20 protein-coding genes and 2 pseudogenes are annotated in these 14,585 nt (G+C 41.5%); 10 read left to right on the forward strand and 12 right to left on the reverse strand.

The window, feature by feature from the left end; genetic code table 11:
* Positions 1-8: 8 nt before the first annotated feature.
* Together hemC and JCM16159_RS19220 are read left to right on the forward strand one after the other, a co-directional pair.
* Positions 9-932 (forward strand): annotated as a pseudogene (gene hemC, locus JCM16159_RS09125) (hydroxymethylbilane synthase).
* Positions 933-1,069: 137 nt separating this feature from the next.
* Positions 1,070-1,201 carry a hypothetical protein gene (locus JCM16159_RS19220; protein ID WP_367834424.1) on the forward strand — a complete coding sequence of 44 codons (132 nt, stop codon included), beginning with the start codon at positions 1,070-1,072 and terminating at the stop codon, positions 1,199-1,201.
* Positions 1,202-1,273: 72 nt separating this feature from the next.
* Here the strand turns inward: JCM16159_RS19220 and JCM16159_RS09130 are convergent, their stop codons facing one another.
* Entirely contained in the window at positions 1,274-2,005 is a 732-nt protein-coding gene (locus tag JCM16159_RS09130; protein ID WP_054857608.1) for a hypothetical protein, read from the reverse strand.
* Complete coding sequence (locus tag JCM16159_RS09135) at positions 1,959-2,423, reverse strand: DUF371 domain-containing protein (RefSeq protein WP_054857609.1); 465 nt, start codon at positions 2,421-2,423, stop codon at positions 1,959-1,961. The genes JCM16159_RS09130 and JCM16159_RS09135 overlap by 47 nt, the downstream gene beginning before the upstream one ends.
* A gap of 52 nt (positions 2,424-2,475) precedes the next feature.
* On the opposite strand from JCM16159_RS09135, the pseudogene JCM16159_RS09140 reads away from it, so the two are divergent.
* Positions 2,476-3,597: pseudogene (locus tag JCM16159_RS09140) on the forward strand (tyrosine--tRNA ligase).
* 50 nt (positions 3,598-3,647) lie between these two features.
* On the opposite strand, the gene JCM16159_RS09145 reads toward JCM16159_RS09140, so the two are convergent.
* Positions 3,648-4,778, reverse strand: a complete 1,131-nt coding sequence (locus JCM16159_RS09145) for an NAD(P)/FAD-dependent oxidoreductase (protein ID WP_243666486.1) — start codon at positions 4,776-4,778, stop codon at positions 3,648-3,650.
* 54 nt (positions 4,779-4,832) lie between these two features.
* On the opposite strand from JCM16159_RS09145, the gene JCM16159_RS09150 reads away from it, so the two are divergent.
* Positions 4,833-6,536, forward strand: a complete 1,704-nt coding sequence (locus tag JCM16159_RS09150; protein ID WP_054857610.1) for an HD domain-containing protein — start codon at positions 4,833-4,835, stop codon at positions 6,534-6,536.
* Here the strand turns inward: JCM16159_RS09150 and JCM16159_RS09155 are convergent.
* From JCM16159_RS09155 to JCM16159_RS16610, 3 genes are all read right to left on the reverse strand, one after another.
* On the reverse strand, positions 6,489-6,767 hold the full coding sequence (locus tag JCM16159_RS09155; protein ID WP_054857611.1) for a hypothetical protein: 279 nt from the start codon (positions 6,765-6,767) through the stop codon (positions 6,489-6,491). The two genes, JCM16159_RS09150 and JCM16159_RS09155, sit on opposite strands and share 48 nt — an antisense overlap.
* Before the next feature lie 81 nt (positions 6,768-6,848).
* Positions 6,849-7,409 (reverse strand): Xaa-Pro peptidase family protein, encoded by a 561-nt coding sequence (locus JCM16159_RS16605; RefSeq protein WP_243666496.1) that lies wholly within the window; start codon positions 7,407-7,409, stop codon positions 6,849-6,851.
* Positions 7,391-7,957: an aminopeptidase P family N-terminal domain-containing protein gene (locus JCM16159_RS16610; protein ID WP_243666487.1), complete on the reverse strand. Its 567-nt coding sequence runs from the start codon at positions 7,955-7,957 to the stop codon at positions 7,391-7,393. The genes JCM16159_RS16605 and JCM16159_RS16610 overlap by 19 nt, the downstream gene beginning before the upstream one ends.
* 53 nt (positions 7,958-8,010) lie before the next feature.
* Here JCM16159_RS16610 and JCM16159_RS09165 point away from each other — a divergent pair, with 53 nt between their 5' ends.
* On the forward strand, positions 8,011-8,667 hold the full coding sequence (locus JCM16159_RS09165) for a hypothetical protein (RefSeq protein ID WP_243666488.1): 657 nt from the start codon (positions 8,011-8,013) through the stop codon (positions 8,665-8,667).
* 140 nt (positions 8,668-8,807) lie between these two features.
* Complete coding sequence (locus JCM16159_RS09170) at positions 8,808-9,197, forward strand: MarR family transcriptional regulator (RefSeq protein ID WP_054857612.1); 390 nt, start codon at positions 8,808-8,810, stop codon at positions 9,195-9,197.
* 55 nt (positions 9,198-9,252) lie between these two features.
* Here JCM16159_RS09170 and JCM16159_RS16615 read toward each other — a convergent pair whose 3' ends face one another.
* From JCM16159_RS16615 to JCM16159_RS09190, 5 genes are all read right to left on the reverse strand, one after another.
* Complete coding sequence (locus JCM16159_RS16615) at positions 9,253-9,531, reverse strand: PfkB family carbohydrate kinase (protein ID WP_243666489.1); 279 nt, start codon at positions 9,529-9,531, stop codon at positions 9,253-9,255.
* 35 nt (positions 9,532-9,566) lie between these two features.
* Complete coding sequence (locus JCM16159_RS16620) at positions 9,567-10,124, reverse strand: hypothetical protein (protein WP_243666490.1); 558 nt, start codon at positions 10,122-10,124, stop codon at positions 9,567-9,569.
* 214 nt (positions 10,125-10,338) lie between these two features.
* The gene (locus tag JCM16159_RS09180; RefSeq protein WP_243666491.1) at positions 10,339-10,848 is read right to left on the reverse strand and encodes a hypothetical protein; all 510 of its coding nucleotides are present in this window, start codon (positions 10,846-10,848) and stop codon (positions 10,339-10,341) included.
* A 51-nt stretch (positions 10,849-10,899) separates the two neighbouring features.
* A complete protein-coding gene (locus JCM16159_RS09185) occupies positions 10,900-11,337 on the reverse strand; it encodes a hypothetical protein (protein WP_243666492.1) in 438 nt (145 codons plus the stop codon).
* Between the two features lie 35 nt (positions 11,338-11,372).
* Positions 11,373-11,588, reverse strand: a complete 216-nt coding sequence (locus tag JCM16159_RS09190) for a hypothetical protein (protein ID WP_054857613.1) — start codon at positions 11,586-11,588, stop codon at positions 11,373-11,375.
* 105 nt (positions 11,589-11,693) lie between these two features.
* Here JCM16159_RS09190 and JCM16159_RS09195 point away from each other — a divergent pair, with 105 nt between their 5' ends.
* The 4 genes from JCM16159_RS09195 (at position 11,694) to JCM16159_RS09210 (ending at position 13,739) form a co-directional block, all read left to right on the forward strand.
* Entirely contained in the window at positions 11,694-11,909 is a 216-nt protein-coding gene (locus tag JCM16159_RS09195; RefSeq protein ID WP_054857614.1) for a hypothetical protein, read from the forward strand.
* Positions 11,910-11,925: 16 nt separating this feature from the next.
* Positions 11,926-12,495 carry a hypothetical protein gene (locus JCM16159_RS09200; protein WP_054857625.1) on the forward strand — a complete coding sequence of 190 codons (570 nt, stop codon included), beginning with the start codon at positions 11,926-11,928 and terminating at the stop codon, positions 12,493-12,495.
* An 81-nt stretch (positions 12,496-12,576) separates the two neighbouring features.
* Complete coding sequence (locus JCM16159_RS09205) at positions 12,577-13,470, forward strand: RimK family alpha-L-glutamate ligase (protein WP_054857615.1); 894 nt, start codon at positions 12,577-12,579, stop codon at positions 13,468-13,470.
* Positions 13,471-13,526: 56 nt separating this feature from the next.
* On the forward strand, positions 13,527-13,739 hold the full coding sequence (locus tag JCM16159_RS09210) for a hypothetical protein (protein WP_054854290.1): 213 nt from the start codon (positions 13,527-13,529) through the stop codon (positions 13,737-13,739).
* 14 nt (positions 13,740-13,753) lie between these two features.
* Here the strand turns inward: JCM16159_RS09210 and JCM16159_RS09215 are convergent, their stop codons facing one another.
* Positions 13,754-14,413, reverse strand: a complete 660-nt coding sequence (locus JCM16159_RS09215) for a PRC-barrel domain-containing protein (RefSeq protein WP_054857616.1) — start codon at positions 14,411-14,413, stop codon at positions 13,754-13,756.
* Positions 14,414-14,585 lie beyond the last annotated feature (172 nt).

Genomic DNA, 14,585 nt, shown 5'->3' on the forward strand with positions numbered 1-14,585 from the left:
ATCACGTAATGAGAATTAGGATTGCAACGAGGGGCAGTAGATTATCGCTAATACAGACGGAGATCGTGATGAATATGATAAGAAGAGTTGAGCCTGAGGTACAGTTTGACATAATTGTTGTGAGGACGACAGGTGATGTTATTCAGGATAAACACTATACGCATTGGCGTAAAGGGGATTTTTGAGAAGGAGGTTAACCTGGCGTTGCTGATGAATAAGGCTGACATAGCCGTACACAGTCTCAAGGACCTACCCAGTGAGATTAGCCCAGGTCTTATAGTTGCAGGTTTCTCGCATAGGGACCCGCCATATGACGTATTGGTTGTCAAAGGTGATTACCCAAGCGATCTGACGGCATTGCCTAGTGGGGCTAGTGGGCACGTCAAGTGTTAGGCGCAGGGCATTTCTTCTTAACGTTAGGAGGGACTTATCAATAAGTGTGATTAGGGGTAATGTCGATACGCGAATTAATAAGTTAATCAAAGGTGATTATGATGCTATTGTGATTGCGGAGGCCGGACTTACGAGGTTAATGAATAACATAGACCAACTTAACATTAAGTATACCCGCATATCCCTTGACCTATTACCGCCAGCGCCTGGACAGGGCATAATAGCGGTAGTTGCCCGTGAAAAGGACACGGACCTAATAGATCTCTTGAATAGGGCTAGCGATCCTAAGGCCAGCTGAGGCGTTGGCTGAGAGGGCGTTCCTAAGGGCTATTGGTGGGGGCTGCCACGTACCTGTTGGCGGCATAGCGATTTATGAGAGGGATAGTATGGAGTTCATTGCTGGTATGGCTGATTTGAATGGGGAGAGGAAGATTATTGTTAAGTTAAGTGGTTCATCGGCGAACCCTGAGGAACTCGGGATAAATGCAGCGCGTGAGCTACTGAGGCGGTGGAGTGGAAGTGAGGCCGCTGGATCCTAATGGCGAGGAACCTGGGTTTCACCGTATTCTGGCGAGCTAATAACCTATCAAGGCGATTTTTGAGGAAGGGAATTCACGTATCTTAAGGGTCACTTTACCCTAGTTAGCGCAGTCAATTTAACCTGGGTACTAGGTATGTGATTGATAAGACCAAGGGACTAATGAGGGAGACAACTGGGCAAATTAAGTATGGTGCATTCGTTAGTAAGTGGGCCCTGGATGGTCGCTTGATTACCTGGCCTTTAATAAGCCTTGAAATGAGGTCATGAGGAGTAGGGTTTAGCAGGATGAGGACAAGCCCTGTAGGGTCTTGAGTAGGCGTAGGCTGGTGGTGTGCGTCATTAAGCGATTATGGGTAACCTAAGAGCCATGGCCATTAAAGACGTAGTTACCGGTATTGCAAGGTTATCCTCCATTCCATAAGCCTCCGCCAATGCGGCGACCACGGTTATTGCTAGGGAATTGATCAATTGATTCGTGAATAGGAATAGTACTATGGCCAGCGATGCCATGCCCACCAATGCGCCTTCCATGGTGGCATTACTGAAGGGGAGCCTAACCCTACCAAGGAGTACACCGCCAATTGCACTCATAGTGTCGTAGACTATTACCGATATTATTCCGTAAATGACGTAATTACCAGTCAATAATTGACTAATCAATACCCCAATGGCACCCATTAAAATGCCCAGGTAACCACCCCTCCTCTCGTAATCCCTCTCGACACTCTCAAGTAATTCCTTTACGGTCTTCTCAAGTCTCATTAGTCCATCATCCAAGGTATCTATTGGTATTGCGGAGCCTATTGGCGATTTAATGACTTGCTGCAGTATCGATCTTCTAGCGCTTGTTAGTGCGTCTAATAGGACCACCGTGATTATCGGTCTCTTAACCTGTATAACGTATATCACGGAAACGCCTAGGACAATCAATGTGAAGTACAAGGTAGTTGATATACCATAGGTCTCCAAATTAACTATGAATGGGATGATTAGGAATACGGATAACGTTACATGGATCAATTTCCTAAGTGCCATCGCCTTCAGCTGTTCTATCCTGCCCAAGGTCAACACCTATAATATAAACTGTCAGGGGACTCTCCTTCTTTAATCTATCTATGAGTCTTCTATCGAGGTCAATGGCTGCCTTATTCGCCCTAATCATAAGTGTTGCATCATCAACGTAACCACTCCTTCTAATGATTAACTTGCTGCCATTACTTAGGGTTAGCCGTGATGAGCCCATGCCAATAACGTAATCAAAGTAGTCATCGACCACGAATATTGCTATTACGATAGACCCATCCTTCCTTATGACTTCTTTGAGCTCGGGACTTATGTCCAATAAGCCCTTATTAGCTTTAATACCGATTATGCAATCGCCCCTGGGTGTTAGGTAATCATCTTTAGTAACCTCTATGGTGGTTCTATGCCTAGCCCTGACATTAACGTGGCCCCAAGCCCTTATTTCGTCAACGACTATCTTAACCACGTAAATACTATATCAATAAAGCTTAATTATCTTAATTTCTATGGTATTAGCAATGGATATTGAGGAGAGATTGTCATTAATAACCAGGTATCCAACGGAGGAAGTGCTCACGGTTGATGAATTAAGGCAGTACCTCGAGACCGGGGTTAAGTTGAAGCATTACATAGGCTTTGAGATAAGCGGTTACATACACATTGGCACGGGCATTGTAAGCCTATCAAAGGTTGTTGACCTGCAGAGGCTGGTATTGAGGTTTCCATACTACTCGCCGACATACACTCATGGCTCAATAATAAACTTGGCGGCGACCTTGAACTAATTAGGAGGGTCGCGAATAGGTACTACGTGGAGACGTTTAAGAAAGTCGTTGAGCTGCTCGGCGGCGACCCTGACAATGTGAGGTTCTACATGGCAAGTGACCTGTATCACAATAATGATGAGTACTGGTACCTAATACTCGACCTAGCCAGGATGACTAACCTAGCCGATATTAGGCATAGCCTGACGATACTCGGTAGGAAAATGGGTGAGTCAATACCCATGTCATGGCTCGTTTACCCGTTGCTTCAGGTGGCTGACGTCTTCGTGATTGGGTCCCACATTGCGCATGGCGGTATTGACCAGAGGAAGGCCTACGTACTCGCCAGGGAGGTTGCACTGAAGGTTAGGTTTTACCCATTGACACTCAATAATGAGAAGGTGAAGCCAATAGCCCTATTCCACAGCCTAATACCTGCTAAATATCACGGGCAAGGAGTCCAAGGAGGAGTTGAGTGAGATGAAGATGAGTAAGTCATTACCAGACACGGCAATATTCCTACATGACAGCGCTGAGACAATTCGCCAAAAAAATACTTAAGGCTTATTGCCACCTAAGGAGACTCAGACGAACCCAGTGATTGAGTTAGCGCACCTGTTCTCGTTCAGGGAACGTAGGGATAAGCCGTTCATTATTGAGAGACCGCAGCAATACGGTGGCGGTAGGCTGGAGTTTTGGACATTTGACGAATTGATTAAAGCATATAGCGAGGGTAAGATACACCCACTGGACCTTAAGAATGCCGTTGCTGAAGAGGTTGTTAAGTACCTTGAGCCAATAATTAAGTGGTTCCAGGAGGGGCAAGGCGTCAAGTTGATAGAGGAGATGAGTGGTATAATAAAGGTGACTAGGTAAGGATTACCTCATAACTTCCTTAATTAACCTGTTAATCGAGTTTGGTTCGATTAACGATAATTCATTAATAACGGCGAAAACCGCCTAATAAACGACCAAGGCCTTCTCAATGCGGCTTTTAATATCGCATCAATGTGGTTATCGTAATCCTCAACATCAATCCTCGTTCCACTCATTGATTGCAATACTTCGCCTAAGCTCTTATTCATCATCATATGTAGAATATACGACGCCGAGCTTAGTGCTTTTATCCTCTCCCTGACATACCTCCTAAATACAGTATCATAAATAACCAATGAATCACTTATAGAGAGTCTCTCCCTTAAGGCATTGATCATGCTATCGGCAAGCAGCCTTGCGCTTAGCATTCCCATTATTATCCCACCCCCAGTCATTGGCTTAACAAAGCCCCCAGCATCGCCTATAACTGCTACATTACCCGCAGCAACATGATCTGGAGATCCGCCAATCACGATCTTGCCTCCAAATGGCTTTAAGTGCTCAGCATTGATAACCTTTAGTAGCTCGGTGAATTTAGCCCATACGTTTGCTTCATCAGCTAAACCAATCCTAAACTCGTGGGAACCCTTCGGTACAATCCAGGCGAAGTAGTGCTCAAGCAATTTCCTATCAAAAATAACCACAATCTCATCATCGCTCCTTGGCATTAACTTATTTTCTGCGAATGACTTCGTATCGGTTTGTACACCATAAACATAGTTTGGGTTCCATGGAATAACATTCCTCGTCAATGTTAGGCCGGCGCCCTCGGCAATCACGGCCAAGTTAAATGTCTCCTCCCGCGATTTAGTTCTAATAACCCCATTACCTAACTCAATAACCCTTTCACCTAGCAATAACGTGGCACTACCCAACTCATCGGCGAGGTAATGCTCAAGACCTGGTCTGTCAAGCATTGCTATGGCCCCCCTCCTGAAGTCGAAAGTTATGCTATTACCGCCCAAGTCCGTTATCCTTATGTATCGGTAAGTACTTACAATAGGAGGCGATATACCGAGCGTCTCCAGTGAGTTGATATTAACAAGACCTGTGCAGTGGGGTGGTACACCGAGCATTTTATCCTCCTCAAAAATCGTTATGTTCATAACCTTACTCAATTCACGGGCTAGGTAAAGTCCACTGGGTCCTGCGCCAATTATTACGGCATCACTTTTGCCCATTTCAACTAACCTGGATGGAGAAATTAAAATTAATATTTTAGTTCCTTGATTTAAATGACACTTAACTATACCAAGGTTATTGCGGATCCAACGCTTGGTTGGATTAGGCTAACTAATGAGGAGGCTAGGTTTATTGATTCCTGCAGGTATGTGCAAAGGCTGCGATATATACATCAACTTGGCTTAACATTCATGGTTTATCCATCAGCGCACCATAGCAGATTTGAGCATTCACTAGGTACACTTCAAATAGTGACTTTAATGCTCGAGAAAATGCTAAGGTCTAGCGATGTTAAGGAACTACTAATTAGCCTTGGTAAGTCTATGGGCCTTGACACCGAGGATGATTTAATAATGCACATGAGAATAGCCGCACTACTGCATGACCTAGGTCATTTACCCTTTTCCCACGTATTTGAGGGCGTTCTTGGTCAGGGTATTGACCCATTGATAAGGAATTGTAGCAGTAGTATCAACGAGGAAATGCTGGGTAAGGTCTTTAAGGGGCCCTTTAAGGAGCATGAGTTAATAACCTACTTCATACTCACGAATAATGATGAGTTTAGGCATGTACTTAAGGAGACGATACCGAACATTGACTTGCGTATAATAAAGGCGTTATTACATGGTGACATAATAGGTAAGATTGCGGACATACTACCGCAATACGTAGAAGTTATTGGCCATGAAGATGATGCATTCCTTAGGTCTCTTAGTGATGAATCAAGACCACTTAATATTCTGAGAGGTTTAATAACGGGAGATCTTGATGCTGACAGGATTGAATATGTACTTAGGGACTCCTACCTAACGGGGGCTAGTATTGGCTCCGTAATCAGTATTAGTGATGTTGAAAGGATTCTTGATAACATGAAAATTGTTAAGAGCGGTAGGGATTATTTACTAGCTTTTGACGAGAAGGCCAGGGCTAACCTGGAGGGCTTCATAATTACACGCTTCAACATTTACAAGTTGGTATACCTGCATCATAAGGTTGTTTTATTTAATACATTGGCCAGGAACTTATTAAACGAATTATTAAGGCATTACGACGAGCTTAATGACGATATTAGGAATTACCTATGCCAGCTATACCGTTTCTCAATCGGCTACTTAAAGGGTTATGACATCATGTACGTGATAGATGACTATTTATTGTCTATTCTAATGAGAAATAGACAGTACCTCATTAGTAAGATACGTGGTATATCCAAGTACCTAGACCCATTGATAACGAGAAGTACGACATTTAAGGCGCTATGGAAAAGGGACTTCGACTTCATAAATATCATTAATAAGCAGGGTATTGAACTTGCATTAATAAATGACGTATTCCCATACCTACTAAGTAAGGTTGAGATTAAGGATAAAGTACTCCAGGTATTCTATGAGGAGTTAAGGAGAGGTATTAATGAATCATCACTTGAATGCTTAGTAAACTTAGCTGATGGCGATCTCGAGTCCTTGGTAATAATAGGATTTAGGACATTTGAACCGGAGGCAAGGCTTAACATAATTCATGGAAACACCTTGGTCAGTATTAATGATATATCCCCATTAGCCGCATCCGTGACAGATGCTTGGAAAAGATCGCCACACGTATTCGTATTTGTAGATACTGAAAGGCTGAGCAGTGCTTGTCAAGGTATTGACATAAGCATGGTCCTAAATCACCTTAGGGTTTTGGTTATAAAGGCTATGCATGATGCATTAAGGAGTTTCGGTAACATTATTAGTAAGTATTTCAATAGCCCGTAGGTAATGAAGGCCCTCATTACTTAACGATACCCTACCATTACTGATCTTTATAACATCGAGCAGGTAAATCACGTCATCGAGATTTATTGAGTGACCCATATTGTTTAGGTGTTGAGTTATTTTGGATATAAACTCGGGGAATTCATTAATGCTTATATCACCTAGTTTATGAAGCTCCTTAATAACCATTAACTTAAGAATTAATGGGTTTGGAATCTCTCGAGGCATCATCAATACCAATAAATGATAACCCACTTATTAAGCTAATGATTAAAACATTACTTCTGTGCAGACCAAAACTTTTGATTTACATTAGAATAAATCCACAGGATACTTGCTTATAGGCCTTGAGCCTGCTTCAGTAATTAATATCGTGTCCTCGATCCTGACACCGCCAATACCCTTAATATATACCCCTGGCTCGACGGTTACTACTTCGTAAGGTTTCAGTTCTTCATCATTAGAAGGACCTATGGCCGGTCTCTCGTGAACCTCAATACCAACGCCATGACCAGTACTGTGTATGTAGTATGAGTCAAAGCCGTACTCTGAAAGAACACTCCTCGCAATTAAATCTATCTCCTTAGCCTTAACGCCCGGTCTAACGGAGCTAGAGGCCTTCCTAAAAGCCTCAAGCACGGCTACGGCCATATCCTTTAGTTTGCCGTTTACCGGCCCCACCGCAACAGTTCTAGTCATGTCTGTGCAATAAAGGCTATATCGAGCACCTACGTCTATAGTCACTAATTCACCCCTCCTTATCACCCTATCAGTAAATACATGATGTGGATACGCACCATTTGGTCCTGAGGCAACAATAGGCCTAAACGCCACGTCTTCAGCGCCCCTGCTTATCATTCCCTGGTACAGCATTGCAGCCACGTCCCTCTCCCTTCTACCTCCAGTCCATTCTTCAGTACGTTATCGAGAGCTTCCTCGGTTATTCGTGTAGCCTCCTCAATAAACTTAATCTCATAGTCATCCTTAACCTCCCTTATCCTTAATATGTAATCGTTGATACTCACAATCTTAACGCCAATGGAATTAAGTTCCTTAGCCACTGGTGAGTCTGGGTTATCGATACCAACAATATTGTTGGGTTTAAGACCAACCTCCTTAAGCAGATAATCACCAAGGCCCTTAGACACAAATAATCTCTCACCTTGTATTCTTTGCGGTATCTCAATGGTTGAGTAGCCAATGAGTGTTATCTCCCCATTAACTAGCTCCTGAACTCTCTGAAAATCAAGTCTTGGAACTATTAATGTCGCATCCATTGACCTATTGATAATAAACATTAAGCCGCTGTCAATACCTGTAAAGTACTGAAGGTTTGGTTCATTCACAATAATAATTAAATCGAGACTCAACTCATCAAATAGACCTAGCACTTTCTTTACACGATACTTGATTAAACCCACGATATTGATGAAAGCTAATACATTTTTAAATTACTTCTCTTTATTCAATATTAATGATTAGCTGGAGCGCGGAGTCTGAGGATGTGTTGATGACTACGTATGTGAATAGGTACTCAGTATTTGGGAAGACCATTGAGACGAGGGTCGTGTACGACAAGGCCATTAATAAGTACAAGTTGAGGTTCATATCAATAAAGCCTATGAATGAGATTGAGGTATCCCTACTCACGATATTAACGCCTCATTTTAAGTTTACCATAGATTATGTCCAGGATAATAACATCGTAATGCTATACCCAAGCCCAGAGGCTGAGTTATACGATGATCTACACGCTGTGAGTACCTACGTTGACTCGCTAGTTACACTGCTAATCGAATTATTGAGCTACTCCAATAACCCCTTATTAAGGTCTGAAATAAACTATGAATTGGTATCAAGGAATTGGATACTTGATTTAAGCGAGGAATCAGCAAGTATGTTTAAGGTTTATGACACTAAGGTCGGCATTATTAGGGTGACTGTGGAGCTTGAGCACCGTCAGCTCGAGTTAGGTAGAGTGAAGGTTGATGTATTAATTAGGGCAATAACGACATTAAAGTGCATAGTTGATTCCCTAGTCAATAAGGGGTTTAGTGCCCAAATAGTTTATGAGGACCTTGGCGTAGCTCACTTGATCGGTGAATTTCCAAGCCTTGGAATACTAACCTAATAGCCTCAAAAATAGATGAAATGATAAATGACGTAGAAAAATCTTGTTCCTAGAATTGCTTAGATATAGCTCAATCTGTATGTTTTCATTCAAGGAACTAGTTTAATTTATAAATAAGCACGTTGTCTTTAGTGACTTGTATGGCATTAATAACGAATAATTATTACTTAATAGTTTCCGTGGCCCTCATTCAATTTGTAATCTTATCATCATTCATATACCAAATATTTAAGGAATCAAAGAAGCCAATAGATAAGGAGTCAGAAAACACCAAAACCAGTGAATCCTCCACTACGATCAGCCAACTGGAGTTTGATACTATAAGTAGGAATAAGAGAGACATTGTGAATTATAGTGAATCAATAAATGTGAATGAAGACGAAGTGAGGGTCCTATCATACCTATTGAACAGGGGTGGCGATGCATACCAGGCAGAGATAGCCAGGGAGTTAGGGCTTCCTAAGAGTACCGTTTCCAGGATTATCAGGAGATTACATGATAAGGGGCTAGTAACCGTTAGAAGTTGGTAGGTTCAGTTATGTTCAGGTAACGGATATCGACTACGTAGGTGACATAATCAGTAAATCAGGTCTTGATAAGTCGCGAGAATAGCTTATTAGCGATATCACTTATTATGTCATTACCTATGACCCCATAAGGCCCCTCACCCATTGTCTTAGCGATTGCGGCGGCATTTGAGAAAATGAATGACCACTCAAGGTCCTCACCCCTACTGAGCATGTACGTTAATGCGCAGGTCATTACATCACCCGCCCCTGTGGGGTCCCTAACGCTAACAATACCATTTGCTGAGATACGAAGTTTATGGCCATTATGCAGTAATATCGACCCATCAGCGCCCATGGTGATTACGATAACCTTATTTGGATACTTATCAGCTATGGTATTGAACCATCCATGGGTACATCATCTATACTTGCTTTAATTACGTCTGCATGCTCGATTATCTTTATGACGTCTTTAATGCTAATGCTTGAACTCACATAATTATGTTCATCAAATACCCTGGTAAACCCCTGTAAATCAACACCCACGAATTCAACTCCCTCCTTTATATATTGAAGGGTATCTAGGTCGATTTCCCTAGCTATTGGGTTTACGACAACAGTATCAGGTAGATCGTGTAGATCATTCCTGGAGAAATCGCTGCATTTATGTAATAACCTTAGTTTTCTTGTATTATCGTAATAAGTTATCTCATATGATGTGCTATTGCAACTATTCAGTACCTTAACTCTATCAGTAATTATACCCCTTTCTTTATAATCAACTAGGTATTCATTAAAGTCCTTACCAACCAGTGTAATAGGTAATAAGTTAATACCTAATTGACTCAGGTAAAATGAACAGTACGTTGGCGCACCACCAGGTGATTTCCTAATCAATGAACCCCTCCTTATTATATCAATGGATGCGTGGCCTATCACTCCGAGCATTACACACCGTTTTTAACAGCAGCTAATAAATTATTAGGGATGAAGACATCAAGTAGCATCTTAATGGAGTGCCCTATCCTACCAAACCTAGTCTCATTTATGACCCTTGAGGATCGTATTAATGACATTATGACGTTTGTGAAATTGCCAATGCCCTCTATTGTAGATACTAACGATACTCTGGCCTCATCACCACTATTCTCCCTAACTATTATTAAGCCATCATTACTATATATCCTAACCCTACCCCTAATATACTCCCTATACCCAGGAACTTAACATTGCCATTTGTAATGAGTCTTAAGTAAGCCGTGTAAATCATGAAACTAGACTTTATGTAATTCCTCAGTATAGCATCAACAACACTTAATAACTCGTTCGAGGCGTTTCCATGAAAACTAACACCCCTGAGAAATTCCTCGTTAACGCGATACCTTATGTATGACACCTTGCCATCCCTAATACTTAACTCATAGAGCGCTAATTCGCCCCTTAGTAGTGCATAGACTTCAATACTTGATAGGTTGCTCCAAACAATGGGTTCGACTGGCTTGGTCTCTATGTAAGAGCCTTGATAGGGAATCAGCATTATGTAGTTACCGGCTTCATTACATGGTGTAATGAAGTCAATATAATTATCCCTATGTATAATGCAGAGCACATCATTGTTTAATCTAAGCGGTAATATTGGATGTTTCCTCATTATTAAAAACTTAGGTAGCACAGCCATTAATCACCACGCATTTAATAGCCTAAAACTCAAAATTCAACAGTATTATTTAACCTTCTTAAGGAAAATGAGTGGTCCGTACTTCTCGAGAATGTCTGCCACCAAACCTAAGACGCCCTCATTCCTACTTGAGAACCCTATCACCCTAACATCCTTGTCACTAAGCCTAATGTAGTGATCAAGGTCAAACCTAATAATGACCTCCTTGGGTCCAAAGACCACCTTAAACTTAACCTTATTCTCAGCAAGCTTCCTAACAGCCTCCACCGTTGTTGATATTTGCTTAGGCGTTGGCTTACCCCTTGGGCTCCTCTTACGTAATTCACTAAGTTCCTTCTTTGTCTCCTCATCCCTTATCTTAACGATTCCCTTAACCTCATCAATAACTATTGAATCGCCCTGATAATCGACAACCTCGAAGTTCTCTACATTATTGACAATGCTTAATAATTCACTTAATGATACTTGCCTTGTCATAGTCATGTTTCCCTATGTAGAGGTACTAGGATTTAAATGTATTACGTGTTAATGTTAATCAAAAATCTCCTATATTTGCTATCATGCGTTGTCAAGTGCCTTACTGCGTCACTTAAACTAAAGAATAAGGCTCCGCACTCCTTACCATCCTTGCCCCTGTACTTACACCTTATATGAGGTGCATTACCTTCATGAACAACCTCCAGTACAGGCCTTAACTCAGCGGGTATTTCAGGTAACTTTAAATCGTTACTCATTATTTCATGAGGACTTTAATAAGTATTTTAATGCTTCGCTGCCCTATTGGTCCTATTTATTCTTAAACATTTATTAATTAGTTACTTATTGGTTATACGATCTAAATGATCCCACAAAGGGACATTAGGGGTATGTTATCGTCAATACCGTATTACAGCTTGAATCCTTACGTTAATAAATGCCCAAGTTGTGGGTCTGTTATGGTTGTTGATGGTGAGTGGGTTAGGGAGGATAGTAGGCATAAGGTTAAGTTAATTGAGAGATCGTTAACATGCCCCAACTGCAAGGTTAGGATAAGACAGTACATATATCTACAGTGACTTGGGTGCTTGGGTTATGTATTCAAATGATGTACAAAGGCTGATTGAGAGGTCTTCAATGTTCATGTTCATATCGGTGATAGCATCATTGTTCTCAGTGATCATGATCATGATAGCGGTTAATTTCCTGTCAGGTGACTTACCATCGGCAATAGCAGTGAAATACGATCAAGTACTTACATTTCCCGGATTGAATGCTGTTACTGGACTTACGGCTGCATCATCAATAATGGCTATAGTTGGAGGTTTCATGGTATACATGGCCAGGGCGAGCTTAAATAGGAGAGAGTTTCTTGGGCTGCCCTCAATAATCACGATAAGCCTAGTCCTAATTTTAATAGCGTTGGTATCAGTAATCGGTATATACGTCATTTACCAATCGTACGTCGGCCTTGCCGGCATGATAGGGCCGTTACTCCCCGGCACATTCTCGTTAGTAATATCGATAGTACTTCTATTGATTTCATTAGTACTTACTTTCCTAGCTCTCACAATGATTAATGAAATAAGGAGGAAGTACTCACCACGTAGAATGAGAAGGCGCCAACCTCCACCACCCCCACCACCTCCATCGCCTCCGGTTTAGGTTAAGTAAAAATTAGTAAAATGTTACGTACATGTTTCTACGCTATAAGACTTATAAATTAATTTAGGTTGGGCACGGTGTATGCCCAATTCAGTCGTTATAATAGGCGATTCGCCAATACCGGACAGGCCAAGCAGGGACTTAATAATCTATGCTAGGGATTCAGGTCTAAATGCCATGTATGTGCCCATTTCACGAATATCGGTTAAGGTCGATAAGGATGGTCCTCTCACGGTGATCAGGGATAGGCCGTTTAAGGTTGATGGAGTCTTCCTTAGAAGTCTCGGGGTTCTCATTGACGTTGAGACATTATTCAGGAGGATGATAACCATGAGGTTAATTGAGGAGAGTGGTACCGTGGTTATCAATCCATTAGATGGGCTACTGAGGACTAGGAATAAGCTTGAGACAACGGTGATACTGAAGAGCAAGGGCTTACCTGTGCCTGATACAATAGGCACTGAGGATATACTGTACGCGTACGAGATGGCTAAGAGCATGAGGGACGTGGTAATTAAACCGCTGCAGGGATCAAGGGGTTATGGCGCCGTGAAAATTAGCGATGCAGATATAGCGTTTCAAGTAATGAGGACACTGCTCACATTTAAGAAGCCAATATACCTACAGAAGTACATAGAGAAGCCTAACCGTGATATTAGGGTTATGGTAATTGATGGGGAGGTCTTTGGTTGTATGATTAGGGTTGCCCCAATGGGTCAATGGAAAACTAACGTTGCCCAGGGAGCCATCGGTAAGCCCTGCATTAATGTTGATAAGACGGTCATGGAGTTGGCCGTGAAGTCCGTGGAGGCCCTTGACCTGGTCTATGGTGGTGTTGATATTGGTGAGGGTAGGGATGGCTATGTGATCTTCGAGGTAAACGGCTCACCGGATTGGGCTGAGTTAACAGCTGTCACGGGCAAAAACCCAGCAAAGGCTCTCGTGCTTTCCATGATGAGGAGATTAAAGACCTAGGTTTATACTTTGCATAAGATTTATTTTTCCAGAGTTTAAGCTAGGGTTCTTAGGTTATGACCAGGTGGTTGATTAAGTGTGATAGATGCGGTATCGAGTCAGTATTTAACGTGGGTTATGATCTAACGAACCTAGGCAGTAAATTATACATTTACTGTGAAAGGTGTAGAAGAAATACTGAACATACGGTGCTTGGTTACTATGATGATGATACAAATGAGTTCGTACCATTCGAGAAAGCACTATCGTTTAAGTATAAGTCACTATGAAGGTTAAAATGCCTTTAATAGCATTCTTTTTCTAATTCCATTCTTAAGGAGAGTAATTCGGACCTAACCTTCCTTAACTGGTTAAGTAACTCATCAAGTCCTGCCAATTCATTTTTCTCATCATCTCCTAAATCACCAACCACTTGCTTAATCATTAACTCGCTCTTCCTTCTCTCCGCGTCGCTGATCTTCCTATCAATCTCAGAGAGCGTATCATTTATTGCGCCAATCTTATCATTACACTGCCTAATCCACTTAACCCTCTCCTTCTCAAGTCTCTCCCTAATATCCCTATACAAGTCCTCCTTAATACCACCCTGAAGAAGTAGGTCGCTGAGTTTGTTTAGTTTATCCATGATATCCCTAAGTCTTTCCCTAATACTATTTACCTCGTTCCTATACATATTAACGAGGCTTGAATACTCATCACTAAATTTCTGAAACACCACCTTATCTGCTGTGAATGTTGCATTGACATCATTAACATTAAACTCCCTGGTACTTCCATCACCTAACCTAACAGTTATAGAGACCGGTCTCAAATCACTCCTACTCAATTTTATACTTATAACGGTACCAATTACTTTACCATCATTAGTAACAACAGGTTTACCAACATATCTCCTAAACCTCTTCTCTGCCGATTTCGCTGAACTGAAGAATTTAAATACCATCGTTAGGATGATCAGGCATCAATATAAATATGTATTATTTGGTAAAATACGCGTATTCGAATAGGTATTACAGTTAGCCTTGACCTAGTAAAGCCATTTAATGAGTAATGGTAGACGTACATATTACAAAGACTTAAACTAATATTAATTCTAAGTATAAATCCTTGTTTTT

The organism is Vulcanisaeta sp. JCM 16159, from assembly GCF_001316265.1.
Classification (GTDB): domain Archaea; phylum Thermoproteota; class Thermoprotei; order Thermoproteales; family Thermocladiaceae; genus Vulcanisaeta.

Coding starts and splice junctions, on each gene's coding strand:
- JCM16159_RS09145 (WP_243666486.1), bottom strand. CDS start 4,778: ATGGGCAAAAGTGATGCCGTAATAATTGGCGCAGGACCCAGTGGACTT.
- JCM16159_RS09150 (WP_054857610.1), top strand. CDS start 4,833: ATGACACTTAACTATACCAAGGTTATTGCGGATCCAACGCTTGGTTGG.
- JCM16159_RS09155 (WP_054857611.1), bottom strand. CDS start 6,767: ATGATGCCTCGAGAGATTCCAAACCCATTAATTCTTAAGTTAATGGTT.
- JCM16159_RS16605 (WP_243666496.1), bottom strand. CDS start 7,409: ATGCTGTACCAGGGAATGATAAGCAGGGGCGCTGAAGACGTGGCGTTT.
- JCM16159_RS09165 (WP_243666488.1), top strand. CDS start 8,011: ATGATTAGCTGGAGCGCGGAGTCTGAGGATGTGTTGATGACTACGTAT.
- JCM16159_RS09170 (WP_054857612.1), top strand. CDS start 8,808: ATGGCATTAATAACGAATAATTATTACTTAATAGTTTCCGTGGCCCTC.
- JCM16159_RS16615 (WP_243666489.1), bottom strand. CDS start 9,531: ATGGGCGCTGATGGGTCGATATTACTGCATAATGGCCATAAACTTCGT.
- JCM16159_RS16620 (WP_243666490.1), bottom strand. CDS start 10,124: ATGCTCGGAGTGATAGGCCACGCATCCATTGATATAATAAGGAGGGGT.
- JCM16159_RS09185 (WP_243666492.1), bottom strand. CDS start 11,337: ATGACTATGACAAGGCAAGTATCATTAAGTGAATTATTAAGCATTGTC.
- JCM16159_RS09190 (WP_054857613.1), bottom strand. CDS start 11,588: ATGAGTAACGATTTAAAGTTACCTGAAATACCCGCTGAGTTAAGGCCT.
- JCM16159_RS09195 (WP_054857614.1), top strand. CDS start 11,694: ATGATCCCACAAAGGGACATTAGGGGTATGTTATCGTCAATACCGTAT.
- JCM16159_RS09200 (WP_054857625.1), top strand. CDS start 11,926: ATGTATTCAAATGATGTACAAAGGCTGATTGAGAGGTCTTCAATGTTC.
- JCM16159_RS09205 (WP_054857615.1), top strand. CDS start 12,577: ATGCCCAATTCAGTCGTTATAATAGGCGATTCGCCAATACCGGACAGG.
- JCM16159_RS09210 (WP_054854290.1), top strand. CDS start 13,527: ATGACCAGGTGGTTGATTAAGTGTGATAGATGCGGTATCGAGTCAGTA.
- JCM16159_RS09215 (WP_054857616.1), bottom strand. CDS start 14,413: ATGGTATTTAAATTCTTCAGTTCAGCGAAATCGGCAGAGAAGAGGTTT.